The following is a 16,357-nucleotide window of genomic DNA, read 5'->3' on the forward strand; positions in this document are numbered from 1 at the left end:
AGCCGGGGCCGCAGCAGCGCGCCAGGGATGGCCGCGAGGATGGTCAGCAGAAACAGAGTGGCCCGGCCGAGGCCGCGCAGTCCCTCGGTGGCTGGGGTCAGAAAATTCATGCGCGCCCCGCCATCAGATCCTGCTCATAGGTCGTTGCCGCCTTGTAGTGGAACGAGACCGGGCCGTCCGCTTCACCGTTCAGGAACTGGCTCACCAGGGCCGATTTCGAGTTGCGGATTTCATCCGGCGTGCCGTGATCTAGCACCTTGCCGCCGGAGATCACATACACGTAATCGGCGATCTTCAGCACGTCTTCAACGTCATGAGTGACGATCACCGAAGTCAGCCCAAGCGCCTGGTTCAGGCCTCGGATCAGGCGGACCAGCACGCCCATCGAAATCGGGTCCTGGCCGGTGAAGGGTTCGTCATACATGATCATGTCCGGCTCCAGCGCGATCGCGCGGGCCAGCGCCACGCGGCGCGCCATGCCGCCGGAAATCTGTTCGGGATACAGCGCCGCAGCGCCTCTGAGACCCACGGCTTCCAGCTTCATCAGCACCAGATCGCGAATCATCGATTCCGGCAGCTTGGTGTGCTCGCGCAGCGGAAAGGCGACGTTCTCGAACACCGTGAGATCAGTCAGCAGCGCGCCGCTCTGGAACAACAGGCCCATGCGCTTGCGCAGCTCGAACAACTCGCTGCGCGACTGGGCGTGGACGTTGATGCCGTCGAACTCGATGCTGCCCGACGAAGGCTTCCACTGGCCGCCGATCAGGCGCAGCAAAGTGGTCTTGCCGGTGCCGCTCGGGCCGAGGATGGCCGTGACCTTGCCGCGCACGATGTCGATATCGATGCCGTCGTAGATCACGCGCGGACCAAACGCAAAACGCAGTGATCGAACGCGAACCAGCGTGTCGGAGGTATCCGGGTTCATCGAAACGAGCTATTGAGGGAGGGCTGAAGCAGACTTGAAACTATACGCGATGACTCCCGCCTTGGAGGCCCAGCGCCGCGATTGGTTCCCCGCGAAGCGTCCGCCCGCTATTGCTGCAGAGTCAGAGCTGCGCGCGAAGCGCAGCAATCAGATCGGTTTCGACGCGCGAGCAATCGGCCGGCCCGCCGAGCTCGGAAACCTGGGTCATGCGCATGTCGAGCAGGCCACAGGGATTAATGCGTGCGAACGGCGCCAGATCCATCGCCACGTTCAGCGACAGGCCGTGATAGCTGCAGCCGCGGCTGATGCGCAGACCGAGGCTGCCGATTTTCCGGCTGCTGGAGCGCGGGCCCAGGCCGTCATCGAACAGGCCACTGACATAGACGCCCGGCGCATCAGCCCGCGCCGCCGCCGTGATGCCGTAGCGGGCCAGCGTGGCGATCATCGCGTTCTCCAGCCGGGTCACCAGCGAGCGGATGCCGTAACCGCGCCGGGCGATGTCGACCAGCACATAGATCACCACCTGGCCGGGCCCGTGATAAGTGACCTGGCCGCCGCGATTGCTCTGCACCACCGGAATGTCGCCGGGGTTCAGCAGATGCTCGGGCTTGCCGGCCTGGCCCTGGGTGAACACCGGCGGATGCTCGACCAGCCAAAGCTCGTCCAGCGTTTCCGCGGTGCGCGCCGCGGTGAAGGCGCGCATCTCGTCATAGACCGAGCCGTAGTCGCGCCGGCCGAGTGACCGGACGACGATGGTGTTCACAGCGCCAGGATCACGCCCGGATCGCCGGTCACCGCCTTGATCACGCGGTCGAGCTGTTCGGCGTCTTCGGCGGTGAAGTTCAGAGTCAAGCCCAGATACTTGCCGCCGCTGGACAAGCGGCGCGCGGTGGTGATTTCGGCACCTGGCGCAAGCAGGGTCCGCACCACTTCGGTGATCCGCGTCGCCGTTTCTTCATCCGGGCGGATGAAGATCTTCAGCGGAAACTCGCAGGGATAGGTGAGCCCTGCGGGTGTCTTGGTGGCTTCGTCGTCACTCATGGGCGTCGGTCAGGCAGTGGGTCGGGCGGGGCTCAGAAACCGATCCAGAGCTTGATCTGGTCGATCAGGCGGCGCCAGAAACCGCCGCTCTGGACTTCGGTCAGCGCGACCAGATCGACAGTCTTCAGCACTTTGCCGTCGACGCTGATCGTCGCCTTGCCGAGCACCGTGCCGGGGGCGATCGGGGCGATCGCGCGCGGCGACAGCTCGTTCTGCACCTGCATCGTTTCCTTCGAGCCGCGCGGGAAGGTCAGGCGCACCGGTTCCAGGGTGCCGACCTGCACTTCGCTGGCGGCGCCCTTGTAGACCTTGATCGTGCCGACGGCCGCAGCCGGGCCGAACAGGCTGGCGGTTTCGTAGAAGCGGAAGCCCCAGTTCAGCAGTTCCAGGCTGGCTTGTTCGCGATAAGCCCAGGTCTGGGCACCCATCACCGCGGAAATCAGGCGGCGGCCATCGCGGCTCGCCGAGGTCAGCAGGCAGTAGCCGGCGGCGCTGGTGTGGCCGGTCTTGATGCCGTCGACACTCGGGTCCTTGATCAGCAGGCCGTTGCGGTTTTCCTGGGGGTGATCGATGCCGTACTTGAACGAGCGTTCCGAGTACATCTTGTAGTACTCGGGAAACTCCTTGATGAGCGCACGGCCGAGGATCGCCAGGTCACGCGCGGTGGTGTAGTGCTCCGGGTCCGGCAGGCCGCTGGCGTCGACGAAATGGCTGTTGGTCATGCCGAGCTTCTTGGCGGCGGCGTTCATCAGATCGGCGAAGGCTTCTTCGCTGCCGGCCAGATGTTCGGCGAGCGCGATCGAGGCATCGTTGCCGGAGACGATGATGATGCCGCGGAGCAGATCCTCGATCTTCACCCGGCTGCCGAGGGTCAGGAACATCCGCGATTCGCTGGAATCCTTGCCCTGGCGCCAGGCTTTTTCGCTGATCAGCGCGGTGTCGTCGAGCTTCAGACGGCCCTTGCGGATTTCGTCGAAGGCGACATAGGTGGTCAGCACCTTGGTGATCGACGCCGGCTCGACCCTGGCATCCGGATTATTGCCGGCCAGCAATTCGCCGCTGTCGAAATCGAGCAGCGCGTAGGCCTTCGCCTCGATCGCCGGAGCTTCCGGGATGGTGACCGCGCGGGCGGGCGCGGCAGCGGCGATGGCGGTCGTGGCGATCAGAAGCAGATTGCGGGCAAAGCGGAACGGGAGGTTCATCCGGGGAATTCGAGCTGACAGTGGCAAAACAACAGGAGAAACGGGCTCGGACGGGTGCTTGCCCGAGCGGCGAAATGGTAGCGCAGCAGGTTCGATGACGCAGCGCAGCATCGGTGATCGGCTCATTCGCTGACCGGGATGGTGCGGGTCTCGCCGTCGGCGAGCTTGCGGCGCATGGCTTCCAGCGCCGCCGCATCGGCAAACGGGCCGACCAGCACGCGGTACAGCCACTGGCCGTTGCGGGTCTCGCTTTTCATCAACAGTGGCTTGATGCCGGCGATTGCCAGATGCTCGCGGAACGTCGCCGCATTGCGTGAATCGCTGAACGAACCGGCCTGCAGGAAACGCGGCTGGATCTTGCGGGCCACCTGCAGCGCGATCGGCGGGCCGGGCGGCAGCGGCTTCACTTCGGCGACCACGGCCGGCTTCGCTGCCGGCACCGACGCAGCCGGCGGACTGGCCGCGACCAAGGTGCGGCCGGTGGCGTCGACCACTTCCAGTTCCACCTCGGCGGAACCGTCGCCGATGATGCCGATGCGGTGCGCGGCGGAGTAGCTCAGATCGACGATGCGGCCGGAGTGGAACGGCCCGCGATCATTGATGCGGACGACCACGCTCTTGCCGTTCGACAGATTGGTGATCCGCGCATAGGTCGGAATCGGCAGCGTCTTGTGCGCGCCGCTCATCGCGAACATGTCGTAGGTCTCGCCGCTGGACGTGCGCCGGCCGTGGAATTTCTTGCCGTACCAGGAGGCGTGGCCGCGTTCCTTGAAGCCGGCGGCGTCCTGCAGCACGTCGTAATGGACGCCGAAAACCTCGTAGGACTCGGGATTGCCGTAGCGGCTCTTCTCGACCGACTCCGGCACGGCATCGGGAATATCGCCGACATTGGCCGGAATCTCGTTCGCGGATGGCGGTCGATCCTTCTCGCCGGCCGGTGCCGGCGGCAATGCCGGGGTCGTCCGGCCTGGCGTCTTCTGGGGCGTCGTACGCGGCGCGCGGCTGGAATTGGGGCTGGGCGCAGGTTCTGGAGCCGGATAGCGGCGCGGCGCCTCAGTGGCGCAGGCGGCCAGCAGCAAGACGGACGCGCTGACCAGCGCCTTCCAGACCCTCATCTCGCCGCGTGCTCGGCGGCTTGCGCATCGGCCAGCGCGTTGGCCAGCTGGGTGACGGCCATCGCGTAGAAGATTCTTGGGTTGTACGTCTGGATCGCATAGAAATTCGGCAGCGCCACCCAGTATTCGGTGATCTGGCCACGGCGTAGCTGCACCAGGCCGACCGGCGTCTCGTCCGGCAGGGCGATCGCTGCCTGCACGCCGGCAGCGCGCAAGCTGGCGATGGTCTGATCGGCGAACTTGCCGTTGCGCGGGAAGCCTTCGGCCGGCGCGCTGTCCGCAGTGGCCGGCACCACCAGCGGTTCGCCGCGACGCCAGGCGCGCTTCGGGTCGTAGCGGGTCAGGTAGTGGGCGATGCTGCCGATCGCGTCCGGAGCGCTCCAGAGATCGCGCTTGCCGTCGTTGTCGTAGTCCAGCGCCAGCCAGCGGTAGTTGCTGGGCATGAACTGCGCGTAGCCCATCGCCCCGGCGTAGGAGCCGAGCAGCTCGGTCGGCTTGCGGCTGGCATCGCGGGCAAAGGCGAAGAATTCTGTCAGCTCGGAAAAGAAGAACGGCGCACGGCGCGGATGATCGAAGCCCTGGGTCGCCAGTGCATCGAGCACCCGGTACTTGCCGGAATAGGTGCCGTACTTGGTTTCCACGCCCATGATCGCGGCGACCACCGTCGGCGGCACGCCGAACTCGGCTTCGGCGCGGGCGAACCACTCGGCGTTGTCGCGCAGGTAGCGCACGCCGTTGGCGATGTTGCGAGCGTTGACGTGGATCGGCTGGTAGGCGTTCCAGTCCGGCAGGTAGTTCGGCTGGTCCTCGGGTTTCGGGCCGCCGGCTTCCTTGTTGTTGACCTCTTTCTCGATCAGCTTCGGCAGCTTCTTGGCGTCGTCGAGCGCGGCCTTGACCACGTCGAGATCTTCGGCGGAAAAACCGTAATCGTCGTGCAGCGTCTTCAACAGCAGCGGGGTTTTCGGGTGATGGGCGTAGTCGGCAATGACCGGCGCGTTGGCGGTGGTTGCGAGCAGCAGGCCCAGCAGGGCGCGGGGGAGGAGTCGTGTCTGCATCAAGGGCTCCTCAGTTGGATAACAGTTTGCGGTGCGTGTAGACCGACATCAGCATGCCGAAGCCGGCCAGCAGGGTAACCGCCGAAGTGCCGCCGAAGCTCACCAGCGGCAGCGGCACACCGACCACCGGCAGCAGGCCGATAACCATGCCCATGTTGATGAACACGTAGACGAAAAAGGTCATCGCCAGCGAGCCGGCGAGCAGACGCTGGAAGCTGTCCTGACCACGGAGCGCGATGTACAGGCCGCGGCCGACGATCGCGGCGTAGAGGGCCATCAGCACCGCTTCGCCGAGCAGGCCGAGTTCTTCGGAATAGACCGCGAAGATGAAATCGGTATGCGATTCCGGCAGGAAATCGAGCTTCGCCTGGGTGCCGGCCAGCCAGCCCTTGCCGAACAGGCCACCGGAGCCGATCGCGATCTTCGACTGAGTGATGTGATAGCCGGTGCCGAGCGGATCGCGTTCCGGATCGAGAAAGGTCAGCACGCGATTCTTCTGATAATCGTGCAGCTTCAGCCACAGCAGCGGCGCGGCGGCGGCCATCGCCGCGATCACCATCAGGATCCAGCGGATGCCGAGGCCACCGAAATACAGCGCCAGCACGCCGGCGGCCAGCACCAGCATCGCGGTACCGAGATCGGGCTGCATGGCGATCAGCACGGTTGGCCCGCCGATGATCGCCAGGGTGATCAGGATGGTCGAAATCTTCGGCGGAAGCTGCCGTGTATGCAGCCAGGCGGCCACCGCCATCGGCATCGCCAGCTTGAGGATTTCCGACGGCTGGAAGCGCAGCACGCCGAGATCGAGCCAGCGCTGCGCGCCCTTGGCGTGATCGCCGAGCACCAGCACTGCCACCAGCATCACCACGCCGAAGCCGTACAGCCACGGCGCTGCTGCTCGATAGAACTCCGGCGGTGCCTGGGCCGCGACGACCATCACCGCGAAGCCGATTCCCAGGCGTTCCGCCTGATTGAGCACCACCGCCATCGAATGGCCGCTGGCCGAGTACTGCACCAGCAGGCCGACCACGCCGAGCACCAGTAGCAACAGCATCAGCCACAGATCGATGTGCACGCGGATCAGCCGGTCGGCAAGGCTGACCGACTGGTTCGGGGCGCGGCTGATGACGGAGGTATTCATCGCGGAGTCGCCGCCGGCGGTGGGGTGGCAGGAGGCGGCTCTTCGTCGTCGGCCGGCACGCCTTCCTCGGCTTCCAGCGCCGGGTCGGCTGCAGCGGCGGCCGCAGCGGCCGCGGCGGCACCGGCAGGATCTTCGTTGTACAGCACCTTGCCGAGCAGGTACTGATCCATGATCTGGCGGGCGACCGGTGCCGCCACCGAGCCACCGTGACCGGCGTGTTCGGCGATCACGGCAATGGCGATACGCGGTGCATCGACCGGCGCGAAGGCAATGAACAGCGCGTGATCGCGCAGATGCTTGGGCGTCGAGTCGAAGGTCGGTGCCACCGTTTCCTCCTGCTTCAGGCCGACCACCTGCGCGGTGCCAGTCTTGCCGGCCGAGCTGTACGGCGCATCCTTGAACGCGCGGTAGGCGGTGCCGCCCGGAAACATGGTCACCAGCTGCATCGAATGGATTACCCGCTCCTGAAGTTCGGCACTCTGACCGGTCAACGGCGGCAGTGGTTCGGGCGCCACGCCGGCAATGGCACCGGTGGCCGGATCGGCGATCGCATGCAGCACATGCGGCTTGAAGCCGAGGCCGCGCATCGCCAGGCGGGCGGTGCCCTGGGCGAGCTGCAGCGGCGTGGTGGTCAGATAGCCCTGACCGATGCCGAGGCTCAGGGTTTCACCCGGAAACCAGACCTGCTTGTAGACGCGGCGCTTCCATTCCTTCGACGGCAGCAGGCCGCCTTTCTCGTTCGGCACGTCGATGCCGGTCGGTTTGCCGAAACCGAACTGGCCGAGGATTTCATCGATGCGATCGATGCCGAGATTCATCGCCGCCTGATAGAAATAGATGTCGCAGGACTTGGCGATGGCGCTGTCGAGATTGACCATGCCGTGGCCCTGGCGCTTGTGGCAGCGGTACTTGCGCGAGCTGCCGGGCAGGGTCATCGAGCCCGAGCAGTAGATGCCGGTATCCGGCGTCACGGTCTTGAAGTTCAGCGCCGCGGTGGCCATGAACGGCTTGATCGTCGATCCCGGCGGATAGGTGCCGAGCAGCGCGCGGTTGTACAACGGCCGGCTCTTGTCTTCGAGCAGACCGCGGTAGCTGGCGGCGTCGATGCCTTCGACGAACAGCTTCGGGTCGTAGCCGGGCTTCGAGACCAAAGCCAGGATTTCGCCATTGCGCGGGTCGATCGCGACCACCGCGCCATCGAGATCCCCAAGCGCTTTTTCGGCCACCAGCTGTAGCTGGGAGTCGAGGCTCATGTACAGGTTCTGGCCGGAGCTGCCGGGCCGCGATTCGAGTTCGCGCAGTGGCCGGCCAGCGGCATTGGCTTCGACGATCTTGGTGCCTGGCGTGCCGCGCAGCAGGTCTTCGTGGCTGCGCTCGACACCGGACTTGCCGATCTGCGACAAGCCTTCGTAATCGGCGGCTTCGAGCCTGGCGTAATCGGCTTCGCTGATGCCGCCGACGTAGCCGATGATGTGCGCCGCGCTTTCGCCGAGCGGGTAGTCGCGGACCAGGCCGGCGTTGACTTCCACACCTTCGAAGTCGAAGCGGTTGAGCTGGTAGCGCGCCACTTCCTCCGGCGTCAGGTTCGAGCGCAGGGTGACGCTGCGATAGCGCGGCCCCTTGCGCATGCGCTCGCGGAAGCGGGCGATGTCCTGATCGGTGAGGCGCACATAGGCCTTCAGGCGTTCCAGCGTGTCGTTCAGATTGCGGACGCGTTCGGGCGTGATGTCGAGCACGAAGCTCGGCAGGTTCTTCGCCAGCAGCGCACCGTTGCGGTCGTAGATCAGGCCTCTGACCGGCGCGATCGGCGTCAGCCGCATGCGGTTGTCGTCGGCTCGCGTCGAGTAGTAATCGTGGCGGACCAGCTGCAGATCGATCAGGCGCGCGGCCAGCATGCCGATCATCAGCAGACACAGCACCGCGGCAAAGACGACGCGGCCGGTGAAGGTGCGCTTTTCTTCGTAGAGGTTCTTGATCGCGTCGAAACCGCTGCGCGATGAGCCCGGTGAATTCACAGCGGGGCACTCATGGCAGCCGCATGCGGTTGCGTCGCGCGCGCCGGCTGAGGATCGAATCGAGCAGGCTGGCGGACAGCGGCCAGATCAGGGTCGTCGACAGGATCGGCAGCCAGCGCAGGTTGACGTCGGCCGCGTGCCGGGCCAGACCGTCGATCCAGAACATCAGGAAGATGTACAGCGCCCAGACCGGCGCCAGTGCCAGCGCCACCTGCCAGGATGAAAACAGGATCAGGGTGCCGCGCAGCCGGCGAATCACGAACGCCACCACCACCAGCCCCAGCGCGTGCTGGCCGAGCGCGGCATTGAGCAGCACATCGCAGCACAGGCCCAGCACCCAGGCAGCGGCGATGGCTGGCGAGGTCGGCGCGTACAGCGCCCAGAAGCCGATCACCAGCAACGGCCAGGCGGGCCGAGCCATGGCCGCCCACTCCGGCAACTGGACGATCTGCAGCATCAGCGCCAGCAGCAGGCTGCCGAGGAACACCAGCGTGCCGTTCATGGCACCACCGCCTGTTTCGGCGCCTTCGCCGGCGGTTTGGCGGGAAGATCGATTGGGACGTGCACCGCTTCTTCACCCGGCGCCGAGGACGGCAGCGCTCGCTCGCTCCACACCAGCAGCGCCTGGCGGCCCTGATTCAGATGGGCTTTCGGATAGGCGATCGCTTCCATGAAGCTCTCGCCGCCGGCATGGCGCAGTTCGTGGATTTCACCGACCGGATAGCCGGCTGGAAAGCGGCCGCCGAGCCCGGACGAGACCAGCAGATCGCCGACCTTCACATCGGCATTGCCGGGCAGATAGGGCAGCGACAGGCCATGGCCATCACCGCGGCCGAGCGCGATCGTCTGCAGGCCGGTGCGGTTGATCTCCACCGGAATGCCGTGATCGGGATCGGAGATCAGCAGCGCCACCGACGAACCCTGGTTGACCTGCACCACCTGGCCCATGATTCCGTAGGCATCGAGCACGGCCTGACCGCGATAGACGCTGTCCTTGCCGCCCTTGTTGAGCACGATCTGATGCCGGTAAGGATCCTGGCTGGTGGCGAGAATCTCGGCGATCAGCACCCGGTCCTGCAGCGCGCTGGACGAGGCCAGCAACTCGCGGATGCGCACATTCTCGGCTTCCAGCGACGCCAGACGCAGCAGCCGCGCATCCTGCTGCAGCAGGCGATCACGCAGTTCGCGGTTCTCGTCGCGCAGCGTTTCCCGGGAATGGAAGTAGTCGACGCTGTTCGAGACATTGGCCGGCGAGGCCGCCAGCCACATCACCGGCGTCAGCGCCCAGGACAGCCATTGGCGCAGCGGCTCGACTTTTGCGCCACGGTTCTCGGCCACCATCAAGGTGATCGACAGCGTGACGAACAGCGCCGCCTTCAGCCCCAGCATGGAGCCGCGCGAAGCTTGGGAGTTGCGCGAGGAGTCGCTAAGCGTGGTGTTCAAGGGCCGGGCGCAGGTTCAGCGGGGCGTCGTCCGCACCGGGTGCGGGAATCGCGGAAGAATAGGGTGCAAGCGCCGGGGCGACAACCGCTTTTCACTGTCTTTACTCAGAAAACCGGGCTTTTGGCCTGGTCTTCGGCCGCCCCGACGAAAAAGCCCCGGACGGGGCCGGGGCTTATCCATCAGCGTGCAATCCAATCGACTCAGTCGATCAGGTAGATGTCGCCCTTCTGGTCGAGCATGTCGAGCAGCATGCCACCACCACGGGCCACGCAGGTCAGCGGGTCGTCGGCGATGATCACCGGCAGGCCGGTTTCTTCCGAGATCAGCTTGTCGAGATCGCGCAGCAGCGCGCCACCACCGGTCAGCACGATGCCGCGCTCGGCAACGTCGGAACCCAGTTCCGGCGGCGTGCGCTCGAGCGCCTGCTTGACTGCCTTGACGATGCCGGCCAGCGGCTCCTGCAGCGCGTCAAGGATTTCGTTGGAATTCATCGTGAAGTTGCGCGGCACGCCGGCGGCCAGATGGCGGCCGACGATGTCGATTTCCTGCACTTCGGTGCCCGGGAACGCGGTGCCGATTTCCTGCTTGATGCGCTCGGCCGTGGCTTCGCCGATCAGCATGTTGTACTGGCGGCGTACGTAGGAAACGATCGCTTCATCGAAGCGGTCACCGCCGATGCGCACCGATTCGGCATAGACGATGCCGTTCAACGAGATCACCGCCACTTCCGAGGTGCCGCCGCCGATGTCGACGACCATCGAGCCGCGCGCTTCGGAAATCGGGATGCCGGCGCCGAGCGCTGCGGCAATCGGTTCCTCGATCACGTAGACCTTGCGGGCACCGGCGTTCTCGACCGATTCCTTGATCGCCCGGCGTTCGACCTGGGTCGAGCCATAGGGAACGCAAACTACGACGCGGGTCATCGGGCGCATCACGCGGCCCTTCTGCACCTTGCGGATGAAGTGCTGCAGCATCTTCTCCGTCACGGTGTAGTCGGCGATCACGCCATCACGCAGCGGACGGATCGTCGAGATATTGGTCGGCGTGCGGCCGAGCATGCGCTTGGCATCGATGCCGACCGCTTCGATCTTTTTCGCGCCGCGGGAATCGAGGCGGATTGCGACGACTGATGGCTCGTTCAGAACGATGCCCTCATCACGCACATAGATCAGCGTGTTGGCGGTGCCGAGATCGATGGAAAGGTCGTTGACAAACAGGCGGCGGACGGCGTCGAACATCGCGATTATCGAAGGGCTGGGCTTGAGGGGGCGCTAGCTGAACCGGCGGGAAGCGGCGGTCACAAAGAGAGGCGACCGACGCTGATTTGGGCAGAAATATACCTGAAGCCCTGCCGCGCATGTTGCGCTGCGGCCCGAGGCGGTCGCCGCAGCCTTGACCAGCGAATTTTTTGCCGGGGAGGCCGGCCCGTGATCGTTTATCATCGCGCCAGCCTTGAAACCCCCGTCGCGACTACCAGTTTGCTGGAGGTTTCCCGGGGTTTTCCGGTTCTTCCGCAACGTCGCTGCGGAAAACTTCAGCGCCGATGCGCTCCCCATCCGCACGAGTCCCGCATGAGTCTGAGCCCCGAACAAATCCGCCAGGTCGCCCAGTTGGCGCGCCTGCAGCTGAATCCAGAGCAGGTTGAGCCGTACGCGCGACAACTGTCGAACATTCTGGAAATGGTCGATCGCCTGTCGTCGGTCGACACCGCCAATGTCTCGCCGATGGCGCACCCGCTGGACATGGTGCAGCGGCTGCGGCCGGACACGATCAGCGAAACCGATCGCCGCGACGACTATCAGGCGATCGCCCCGGAAACCCAGGATGGTCTGTATCTGGTCCCGAAAGTCATCGAGTAAGCCTTGTTGCAACGCGGTGTAGCTGCGTCGCGATAAGTCGGCGGGTTCGAGCGAACGCTGTCGCGTCGCTCAACCTGCCGGGAAACCCCGGAATCACCAAGAACCCATGCATAAACATTCCATTGCCGAACTCGCTGCCGGCTTGCGCGGGAAGAAATTCTCGTCGCGCGAGCTGACCCAGCATTTCCTCAAGCGCATCGACGCCCATGACGGCGCGCTGAACTCCTACGTGACGATCACCGCCGAGCGCGCGCTGAAGCAGGCCGATGCCGCCGATGCCGAGCTCGCCGCCGGTAACGCCGGTCTGCTGACCGGCATCCCGATCGGCCAGAAGGACATCTTCTGCACCCAGGGCGTGCGTACCGCCTGCGGCTCGAAGATGCTCGATACCTTCATCGCGCCGTACGACGCGACCATCGTCGAGAAGCTTGATGCCGCCGGCATGGTCATGCTGGGCAAGCTGAACATGGACGAGTTCGCGATGGGCTCGTCGAACGAAACCTCGTTCTACGGCCCGGTCTGCAACCCCTGGGACAAGACCCGCGTGCCGGGCGGTTCGTCCGGTGGTTCGGTCGCCTGTGTCGCCGCCGGTCTGGCGCCAGTTGCTACCGCAACCGACACCGGCGGTTCGATTCGCCAGCCTGCCGCGTTGACCAATCTGACCGGCATCAAGCCGACCTACGGCCGGGTGTCGCGCTACGGCATGATCGCGTTCGCATCGAGCCTCGATCAGGCTGGCGTCGTCGCCCGCTCGGCCGAAGATGCCGCCCACGTGCTGCAGGCGATGTCCGGCTTCGATGCCAAGGATTCGACCAGCGTCGAGCGCCCGGTCGATGACCTGGTGACCGGCCTGAACACCAGCATCCGTGGCCTGACCATCGGCCTGCCGAAGGAATATTTCGCCGATGGCATGTCGGCCGGTGTCCGCGAGCGGATCGAGCAGGCGATTGCCACGCTGACCAAGCTGGGCGCCAACTTCAAGGAAATCTCGCTGCCGAATTCGCCGCTCAGCGTGCCGACCTATTACGTCGTCGCCCCGGCCGAAGCCAGCTCGAATCTCGCCCGCTTCGACGGCGTGCGTTACGGCCATCGCGCCGAGGGTGCGAAGTCACTCGAGGAACTCTACAAGCGCAGCCGCGGCGAAGGCTTCGGTGCCGAAGTGCAGCGCCGCATCATGATCGGCACCTATGTGCTGAGCCATGGCTACTACGACGCCTACTACCTGCAGGCCCAGAAAGTCCGCCGGCTGATCTACGACGACTTCAAGCGCGCCTTCGCCGACGGCATCGACCTGGTGCTGAGCCCGACCGCGACCGACGTCGCCTTCAAGTTTGGCCACAACAGCGACGACCCGGTCGCCATGTATCTGAACGACATCTACACGATCGCCGCCAATCTGGCCGGAATTCCGGCGATGAGCTTGCCTTGCGGTTTCGTCGACGGTCTGCCGACCGGTTTCCAGCTGATGGGCAACTTCTTCGCCGAGGCGCGCATGTTGAACGTCGCGCATCAGTACCAGCAGGCGACCGACTTCCACACGAAGTGGCCGACGGAGTACGCGTCATGATCATCCCCGCCGGTTGGGAAGCCGTCATCGGCCTTGAAGTGCACTGCCAGCTGTCGACCCAGTCGAAGATTTTCTCTGGCTCGGCGATCGCCTACGGCGCGGAGCCGAACAGCCAGGCTTCGCCGATAGACCTCGGCATGCCGGGCATGCTGCCGGTGCTGAATGTCGACGCGGTCAAGAAAGCGGTGACGTTTGGCCTGTCGGTCGGCGCCAAGATCGCCGATCGCAGCGTGTTCGCGCGCAAGCACTACTTCTATCCGGATCTGCCGAAGGGCTATCAGATTTCGCAGTACGAGCTGCCGATCGTTTACGAAGGCCTGCTCGACATCGAGCTGGAAGACGGCTCGACCAAGCGCATCGGCATCACCCGCGCGCATCTGGAAGAGGACGCCGGCAAGTCCGTGCATGAAGGCTTCCAGAAGTCGTCGGGCATCGATCTCAACCGCGCCGGCACGCCGCTGATCGAAATCGTTTCCGAGCCGGACCTGCGCACTGCGCAGGAAGCGGTCGCCTATCTGAAGAAGCTGCACCAGCTGGTGGTCTACCTCGGCATCTGCGACGGCAACATGCAGGAAGGTTCGTTCCGCTGCGATGCCAACGTCTCTGTGAGGAAAATTGGTGCGCCGAAGTTCGGCACCCGCACCGAGACCAAGAACGTCAACTCGTTCCGCTATGTCGAGAAAGCGATCGAGTACGAGATCGAGCGCCAGATCGAGGTGATCGAGGCCGGCGGCACCATTCGCCAGGAAACCCGGCTGTTCAATCCGGATACCGGCGAAACCAAGGCGATGCGCTCGAAGGAAGACGCCAACGATTACCGTTATTTCCCGGATCCGGATTTGTTGCCGGTGGTCTGCACGGAGGACTACATCGACGCCATCCGCAAGTCGCTGCCCGAACTGCCGGAAGCCAAGCGCGGGCGCTTCGTCGCCGAGTTCGGTCTGTCCGACTACGACGCCAAGACGCTGACCTCGTCGCGTGAACTGGCGGCTTACTACGAAGCCGTAGTAGCCGCTTCTGGTGCGGAAGCCAAGCTGTGCGCGAACTGGGTGGCCACCGATCTGCTCGGCGCGCTGAACAAGATGAGCAAGGGCATCGAGGAATCGCCGATCTCGGCAGAAGCCTTTGCCGCCTTGCTCAAGCGCATCGCCGACAAGACCATCAACGGCAAGATCGCCAAGGACGTCTTCGAGGCGATGGTGGCCGGCGAAGGCACGGCCGACGAGATCATCAAGGCCAAGGGTCTGGTTCAGGTCACTGACGAGTCGGCGATCATCGCCGCGATCGATGACGTGATCGCCAAGAACCCGCAGCAGCTCGCCGATTACCGCGGCGGCAAGGACAAGCTGTACGGCTTCTTCGTCGGCCAGGCGATGAAGGCGACGCAGGGCAAGGCCAATCCGGACGCGCTGAACCGGCTGCTCAAGGAACGTCTGGCGGGCTGACATGAACCTGCTGATTCCATTCAAGTTCGATAACCACATCGCGCACGGCGCGTTCGTGGTCATCGATACCGGCGCTGCCGAGATGCTCGACATGCGCGCCTACGATCCGGCGGTGCGTGGCCTCGTCGCTCAGACGATGGCAGCGATGCCGCTGCTGGCGACGCATACCCGCTTCGAAGGTCGGATCAATCTGCAATTCCAGGGCGAACGGGCGATCAAGCTGCTGGTCGCCCAAGTGGTGCAGCGCGAAGGCGCGCCGCTGACCGTCCGCGCGATGGCCAAGGCAGCACCGCAGATCGACGGCAGCTATGCCGAGCTGCTCAGCGATGGCGTGCTGGCCCTGATGCTGGAGCCTGCCGATGACGCGCAACCGAGCCGTCAGGCGATGGTGCCGATCGATGGCGACAGCCTCAGCGAATCGCTGGAAGGCTATTTCGCTCAGAGCGAACAGCTGCCGACCCTGGTGCGGCTGGCCGCGGACGGCGATCGCATCGCCGGCTTCATGCTGCAACGCCTGCCGCTGGAACACACCAAGGCGACCGAGGAAGTCTGGGAGCATCTGGCTATCCTCGCCGGCACCTTGAGCGCCGACGAGTTGCTCAGTGCCGAGCCGGAAACGCTGATGCGCCGCCTGTTCGCCAACGAGGACTGGCAGCTGCACGCCGCGCAGCCGGTCAATATCGCCTGCCGCTGCTCGCGCGAAGGCATTTCGCTGCTGCTGCTGTCGCTGGGCCGCGACGAAGTCGACAAGATCGTTGCCGAGCAGGGCAAGGTCGAAATCATCTGCGAATTCTGCGGCCGCGATTACGTCTATTCGCGCAGCGATGCGGCGACCCTGTTCGTCGCTGAAGGCACTGAGCAGTCGCAGCTCAAGCACTAGGGCCTGTTCCCAATCACTTTGCTCGCTGCGGCGGAGGTCATTTCTGCGCAGTGCAACGAACGAGGAGCGGCCAATGGCCGATCCATTGGCGCGACGAGAGAGGCAGCAATGCGCAGAAATGGCCCCGCCCCTTCGGGTTGCGGTCAAAAAACCGCCGGGACTTCGTTGCGAACCTTGACCATAGGTAGGCTATGGCCTGAGGTTCTCGCCTCGCCCGGCGGCCCAGTGAGACTACTCGGGACCTGCAACGCAGCGACCCAAGTGGTTGGGAACAGGCCCTTATGATCGTCCCGCATTACCACGTCGACGCCTCCGCCATCCCGCTTGCCGGCAAGGGTTTGTTCCTCGCCGAAGATGTCGCGAAAGGCCGGGTGATCATCGCGCCGGACAACATCCACACCGTCTGGCCAGAAGCGAAGCTGCGCCAGTTCCCGCCCGATTCGATCGAAGCCGAATCCAGCGTGCGCTGGTTCGAGGGCTGGTATTCGTTGACGCCGGAATGGTCGGACGAGTGCTACGTCAACCACAGCTTCGAACCGACCGCGCTCTGGCATCTCGGCTTCATCTTTGCCGGCAGTGACTTGCCGGCTGGCACCGAAATCACCGTTGACTACCGCCTGGTGATCGGCAGTGGCGAAGTGATGCCGTTCAGAGATTCGGTCACCGGGC

The 16,357-nt window shown here is 64.8% G+C and carries 16 protein-coding genes; 5 read left to right on the forward strand and 11 right to left on the reverse strand.

The genetic code is table 11. From position 1 onward, the window contains the following. Positions 1-106: 106 nt before the first annotated feature. The 11 genes from QZY06_RS05640 to QZY06_RS05690 form a co-directional block, all read right to left on the reverse strand. The gene (locus QZY06_RS05640; RefSeq protein ID WP_295681366.1) at positions 107-925 is read right to left on the reverse strand and encodes an ABC transporter ATP-binding protein; all 819 of its coding nucleotides are present in this window, start codon (positions 923-925) and stop codon (positions 107-109) included. Between the two features lie 121 nt (positions 926-1,046). Further along, a complete protein-coding gene (lipB, locus tag QZY06_RS05645) occupies positions 1,047-1,688 on the reverse strand; it encodes a lipoyl(octanoyl) transferase LipB (protein ID WP_295681367.1) in 642 nt (213 codons plus the stop codon). Then, entirely contained in the window at positions 1,685-1,966 is a 282-nt protein-coding gene (locus QZY06_RS05650) for a DUF493 domain-containing protein (RefSeq protein WP_295681368.1), read from the reverse strand. The genes lipB and QZY06_RS05650 overlap by 4 nt, the downstream gene beginning before the upstream one ends. Before the next feature lie 32 nt (positions 1,967-1,998). Further along, positions 1,999-3,168, reverse strand: coding sequence for a D-alanyl-D-alanine carboxypeptidase family protein (locus QZY06_RS05655; RefSeq protein ID WP_295681370.1), 1,170 nt, complete (start codon positions 3,166-3,168; stop codon positions 1,999-2,001). 122 nt (positions 3,169-3,290) lie between these two features. Continuing rightward, entirely contained in the window at positions 3,291-4,283 is a 993-nt protein-coding gene (locus QZY06_RS05660; protein ID WP_295681372.1) for a septal ring lytic transglycosylase RlpA family protein, read from the reverse strand. After that, positions 4,280-5,338: a lytic murein transglycosylase B gene (gene mltB / locus QZY06_RS05665; RefSeq protein ID WP_295681375.1), complete on the reverse strand. Its 1,059-nt coding sequence runs from the start codon at positions 5,336-5,338 to the stop codon at positions 4,280-4,282. The genes QZY06_RS05660 and mltB overlap by 4 nt, the downstream gene beginning before the upstream one ends. A gap of 10 nt (positions 5,339-5,348) precedes the next feature. Then, positions 5,349-6,479, reverse strand: coding sequence for a rod shape-determining protein RodA (rodA, locus tag QZY06_RS05670; protein ID WP_295681377.1), 1,131 nt, complete (start codon positions 6,477-6,479; stop codon positions 5,349-5,351). Next, positions 6,476-8,494, reverse strand: coding sequence for a penicillin-binding protein 2 (gene mrdA / locus QZY06_RS05675; protein ID WP_295681379.1), 2,019 nt, complete (start codon positions 8,492-8,494; stop codon positions 6,476-6,478). The genes rodA and mrdA overlap by 4 nt, the downstream gene beginning before the upstream one ends. A gap of 10 nt (positions 8,495-8,504) precedes the next feature. Further along, on the reverse strand, positions 8,505-8,996 hold the full coding sequence (gene mreD, locus QZY06_RS05680) for a rod shape-determining protein MreD (RefSeq protein WP_295681382.1): 492 nt from the start codon (positions 8,994-8,996) through the stop codon (positions 8,505-8,507). Then, on the reverse strand, positions 8,993-9,937 hold the full coding sequence (gene mreC, locus QZY06_RS05685; protein WP_295681383.1) for a rod shape-determining protein MreC: 945 nt from the start codon (positions 9,935-9,937) through the stop codon (positions 8,993-8,995). Before mreC ends, mreD begins: the two co-directional genes overlap by 4 nt. Positions 9,938-10,137: 200 nt before the next feature. Continuing rightward, complete coding sequence (locus QZY06_RS05690; RefSeq protein WP_022978329.1) at positions 10,138-11,175, reverse strand: rod shape-determining protein; 1,038 nt, start codon at positions 11,173-11,175, stop codon at positions 10,138-10,140. 333 nt (positions 11,176-11,508) lie between these two features. Between QZY06_RS05690 and gatC the strand changes: the two genes are divergently transcribed. From gatC to QZY06_RS05715, 5 genes are all read left to right on the forward strand, one after another. Next, a complete protein-coding gene (gatC, locus tag QZY06_RS05695; protein WP_295681385.1) occupies positions 11,509-11,796 on the forward strand; it encodes an Asp-tRNA(Asn)/Glu-tRNA(Gln) amidotransferase subunit GatC in 288 nt (95 codons plus the stop codon). 106 nt (positions 11,797-11,902) lie between these two features. Next, entirely contained in the window at positions 11,903-13,363 is a 1,461-nt protein-coding gene (gene gatA / locus QZY06_RS05700) for an Asp-tRNA(Asn)/Glu-tRNA(Gln) amidotransferase subunit GatA (RefSeq protein WP_295681388.1), read from the forward strand. After that, positions 13,360-14,808 (forward strand): Asp-tRNA(Asn)/Glu-tRNA(Gln) amidotransferase subunit GatB, encoded by a 1,449-nt coding sequence (gene gatB, locus QZY06_RS05705; protein WP_295681389.1) that lies wholly within the window; start codon positions 13,360-13,362, stop codon positions 14,806-14,808. Before gatA ends, gatB begins: the two co-directional genes overlap by 4 nt. 1 nt (position 14,809) lies before the next feature. Next, complete coding sequence (locus tag QZY06_RS05710; RefSeq protein WP_295681391.1) at positions 14,810-15,688, forward strand: Hsp33 family molecular chaperone HslO; 879 nt, start codon at positions 14,810-14,812, stop codon at positions 15,686-15,688. Between the two features lie 281 nt (positions 15,689-15,969). Further along, the coding region (locus tag QZY06_RS05715; RefSeq protein ID WP_295681394.1) for an SET domain-containing protein-lysine N-methyltransferase at positions 15,970-16,357 on the forward strand (388 nt) is incomplete at its 3' end.

The organism is uncultured Nevskia sp., assembly GCF_903885465.1.
In the GTDB taxonomy this organism is placed as follows: domain Bacteria; phylum Pseudomonadota; class Gammaproteobacteria; order Nevskiales; family Nevskiaceae; genus Nevskia.

Bases quoted from the DNA above. Each gene is read 5' to 3' on its own strand.
- QZY06_RS05640 (WP_295681366.1), bottom strand. From the start codon at position 925: ATGAACCCGGATACCTCCGACACGCTGGTTCGCGTTCGATCACTGCGT.
- QZY06_RS05650 (WP_295681368.1), bottom strand. From the start codon at position 1,966: ATGAGTGACGACGAAGCCACCAAGACACCCGCAGGGCTCACCTATCCC.
- QZY06_RS05655 (WP_295681370.1), bottom strand. From the start codon at position 3,168: ATGAACCTCCCGTTCCGCTTTGCCCGCAATCTGCTTCTGATCGCCACG.
- QZY06_RS05660 (WP_295681372.1), bottom strand. From the start codon at position 4,283: ATGAGGGTCTGGAAGGCGCTGGTCAGCGCGTCCGTCTTGCTGCTGGCC.
- mltB (WP_295681375.1), bottom strand. From the start codon at position 5,338: ATGCAGACACGACTCCTCCCCCGCGCCCTGCTGGGCCTGCTGCTCGCA.
- rodA (WP_295681377.1), bottom strand. From the start codon at position 6,479: ATGAATACCTCCGTCATCAGCCGCGCCCCGAACCAGTCGGTCAGCCTT.
- mreD (WP_295681382.1), bottom strand. From the start codon at position 8,996: ATGAACGGCACGCTGGTGTTCCTCGGCAGCCTGCTGCTGGCGCTGATG.
- QZY06_RS05690 (WP_022978329.1), bottom strand. From the start codon at position 11,175: ATGTTCGACGCCGTCCGCCGCCTGTTTGTCAACGACCTTTCCATCGAT.
- gatC (WP_295681385.1), top strand. From the start codon at position 11,509: ATGAGTCTGAGCCCCGAACAAATCCGCCAGGTCGCCCAGTTGGCGCGC.
- gatA (WP_295681388.1), top strand. From the start codon at position 11,903: ATGCATAAACATTCCATTGCCGAACTCGCTGCCGGCTTGCGCGGGAAG.
- gatB (WP_295681389.1), top strand. From the start codon at position 13,360: ATGATCATCCCCGCCGGTTGGGAAGCCGTCATCGGCCTTGAAGTGCAC.
- QZY06_RS05710 (WP_295681391.1), top strand. From the start codon at position 14,810: ATGAACCTGCTGATTCCATTCAAGTTCGATAACCACATCGCGCACGGC.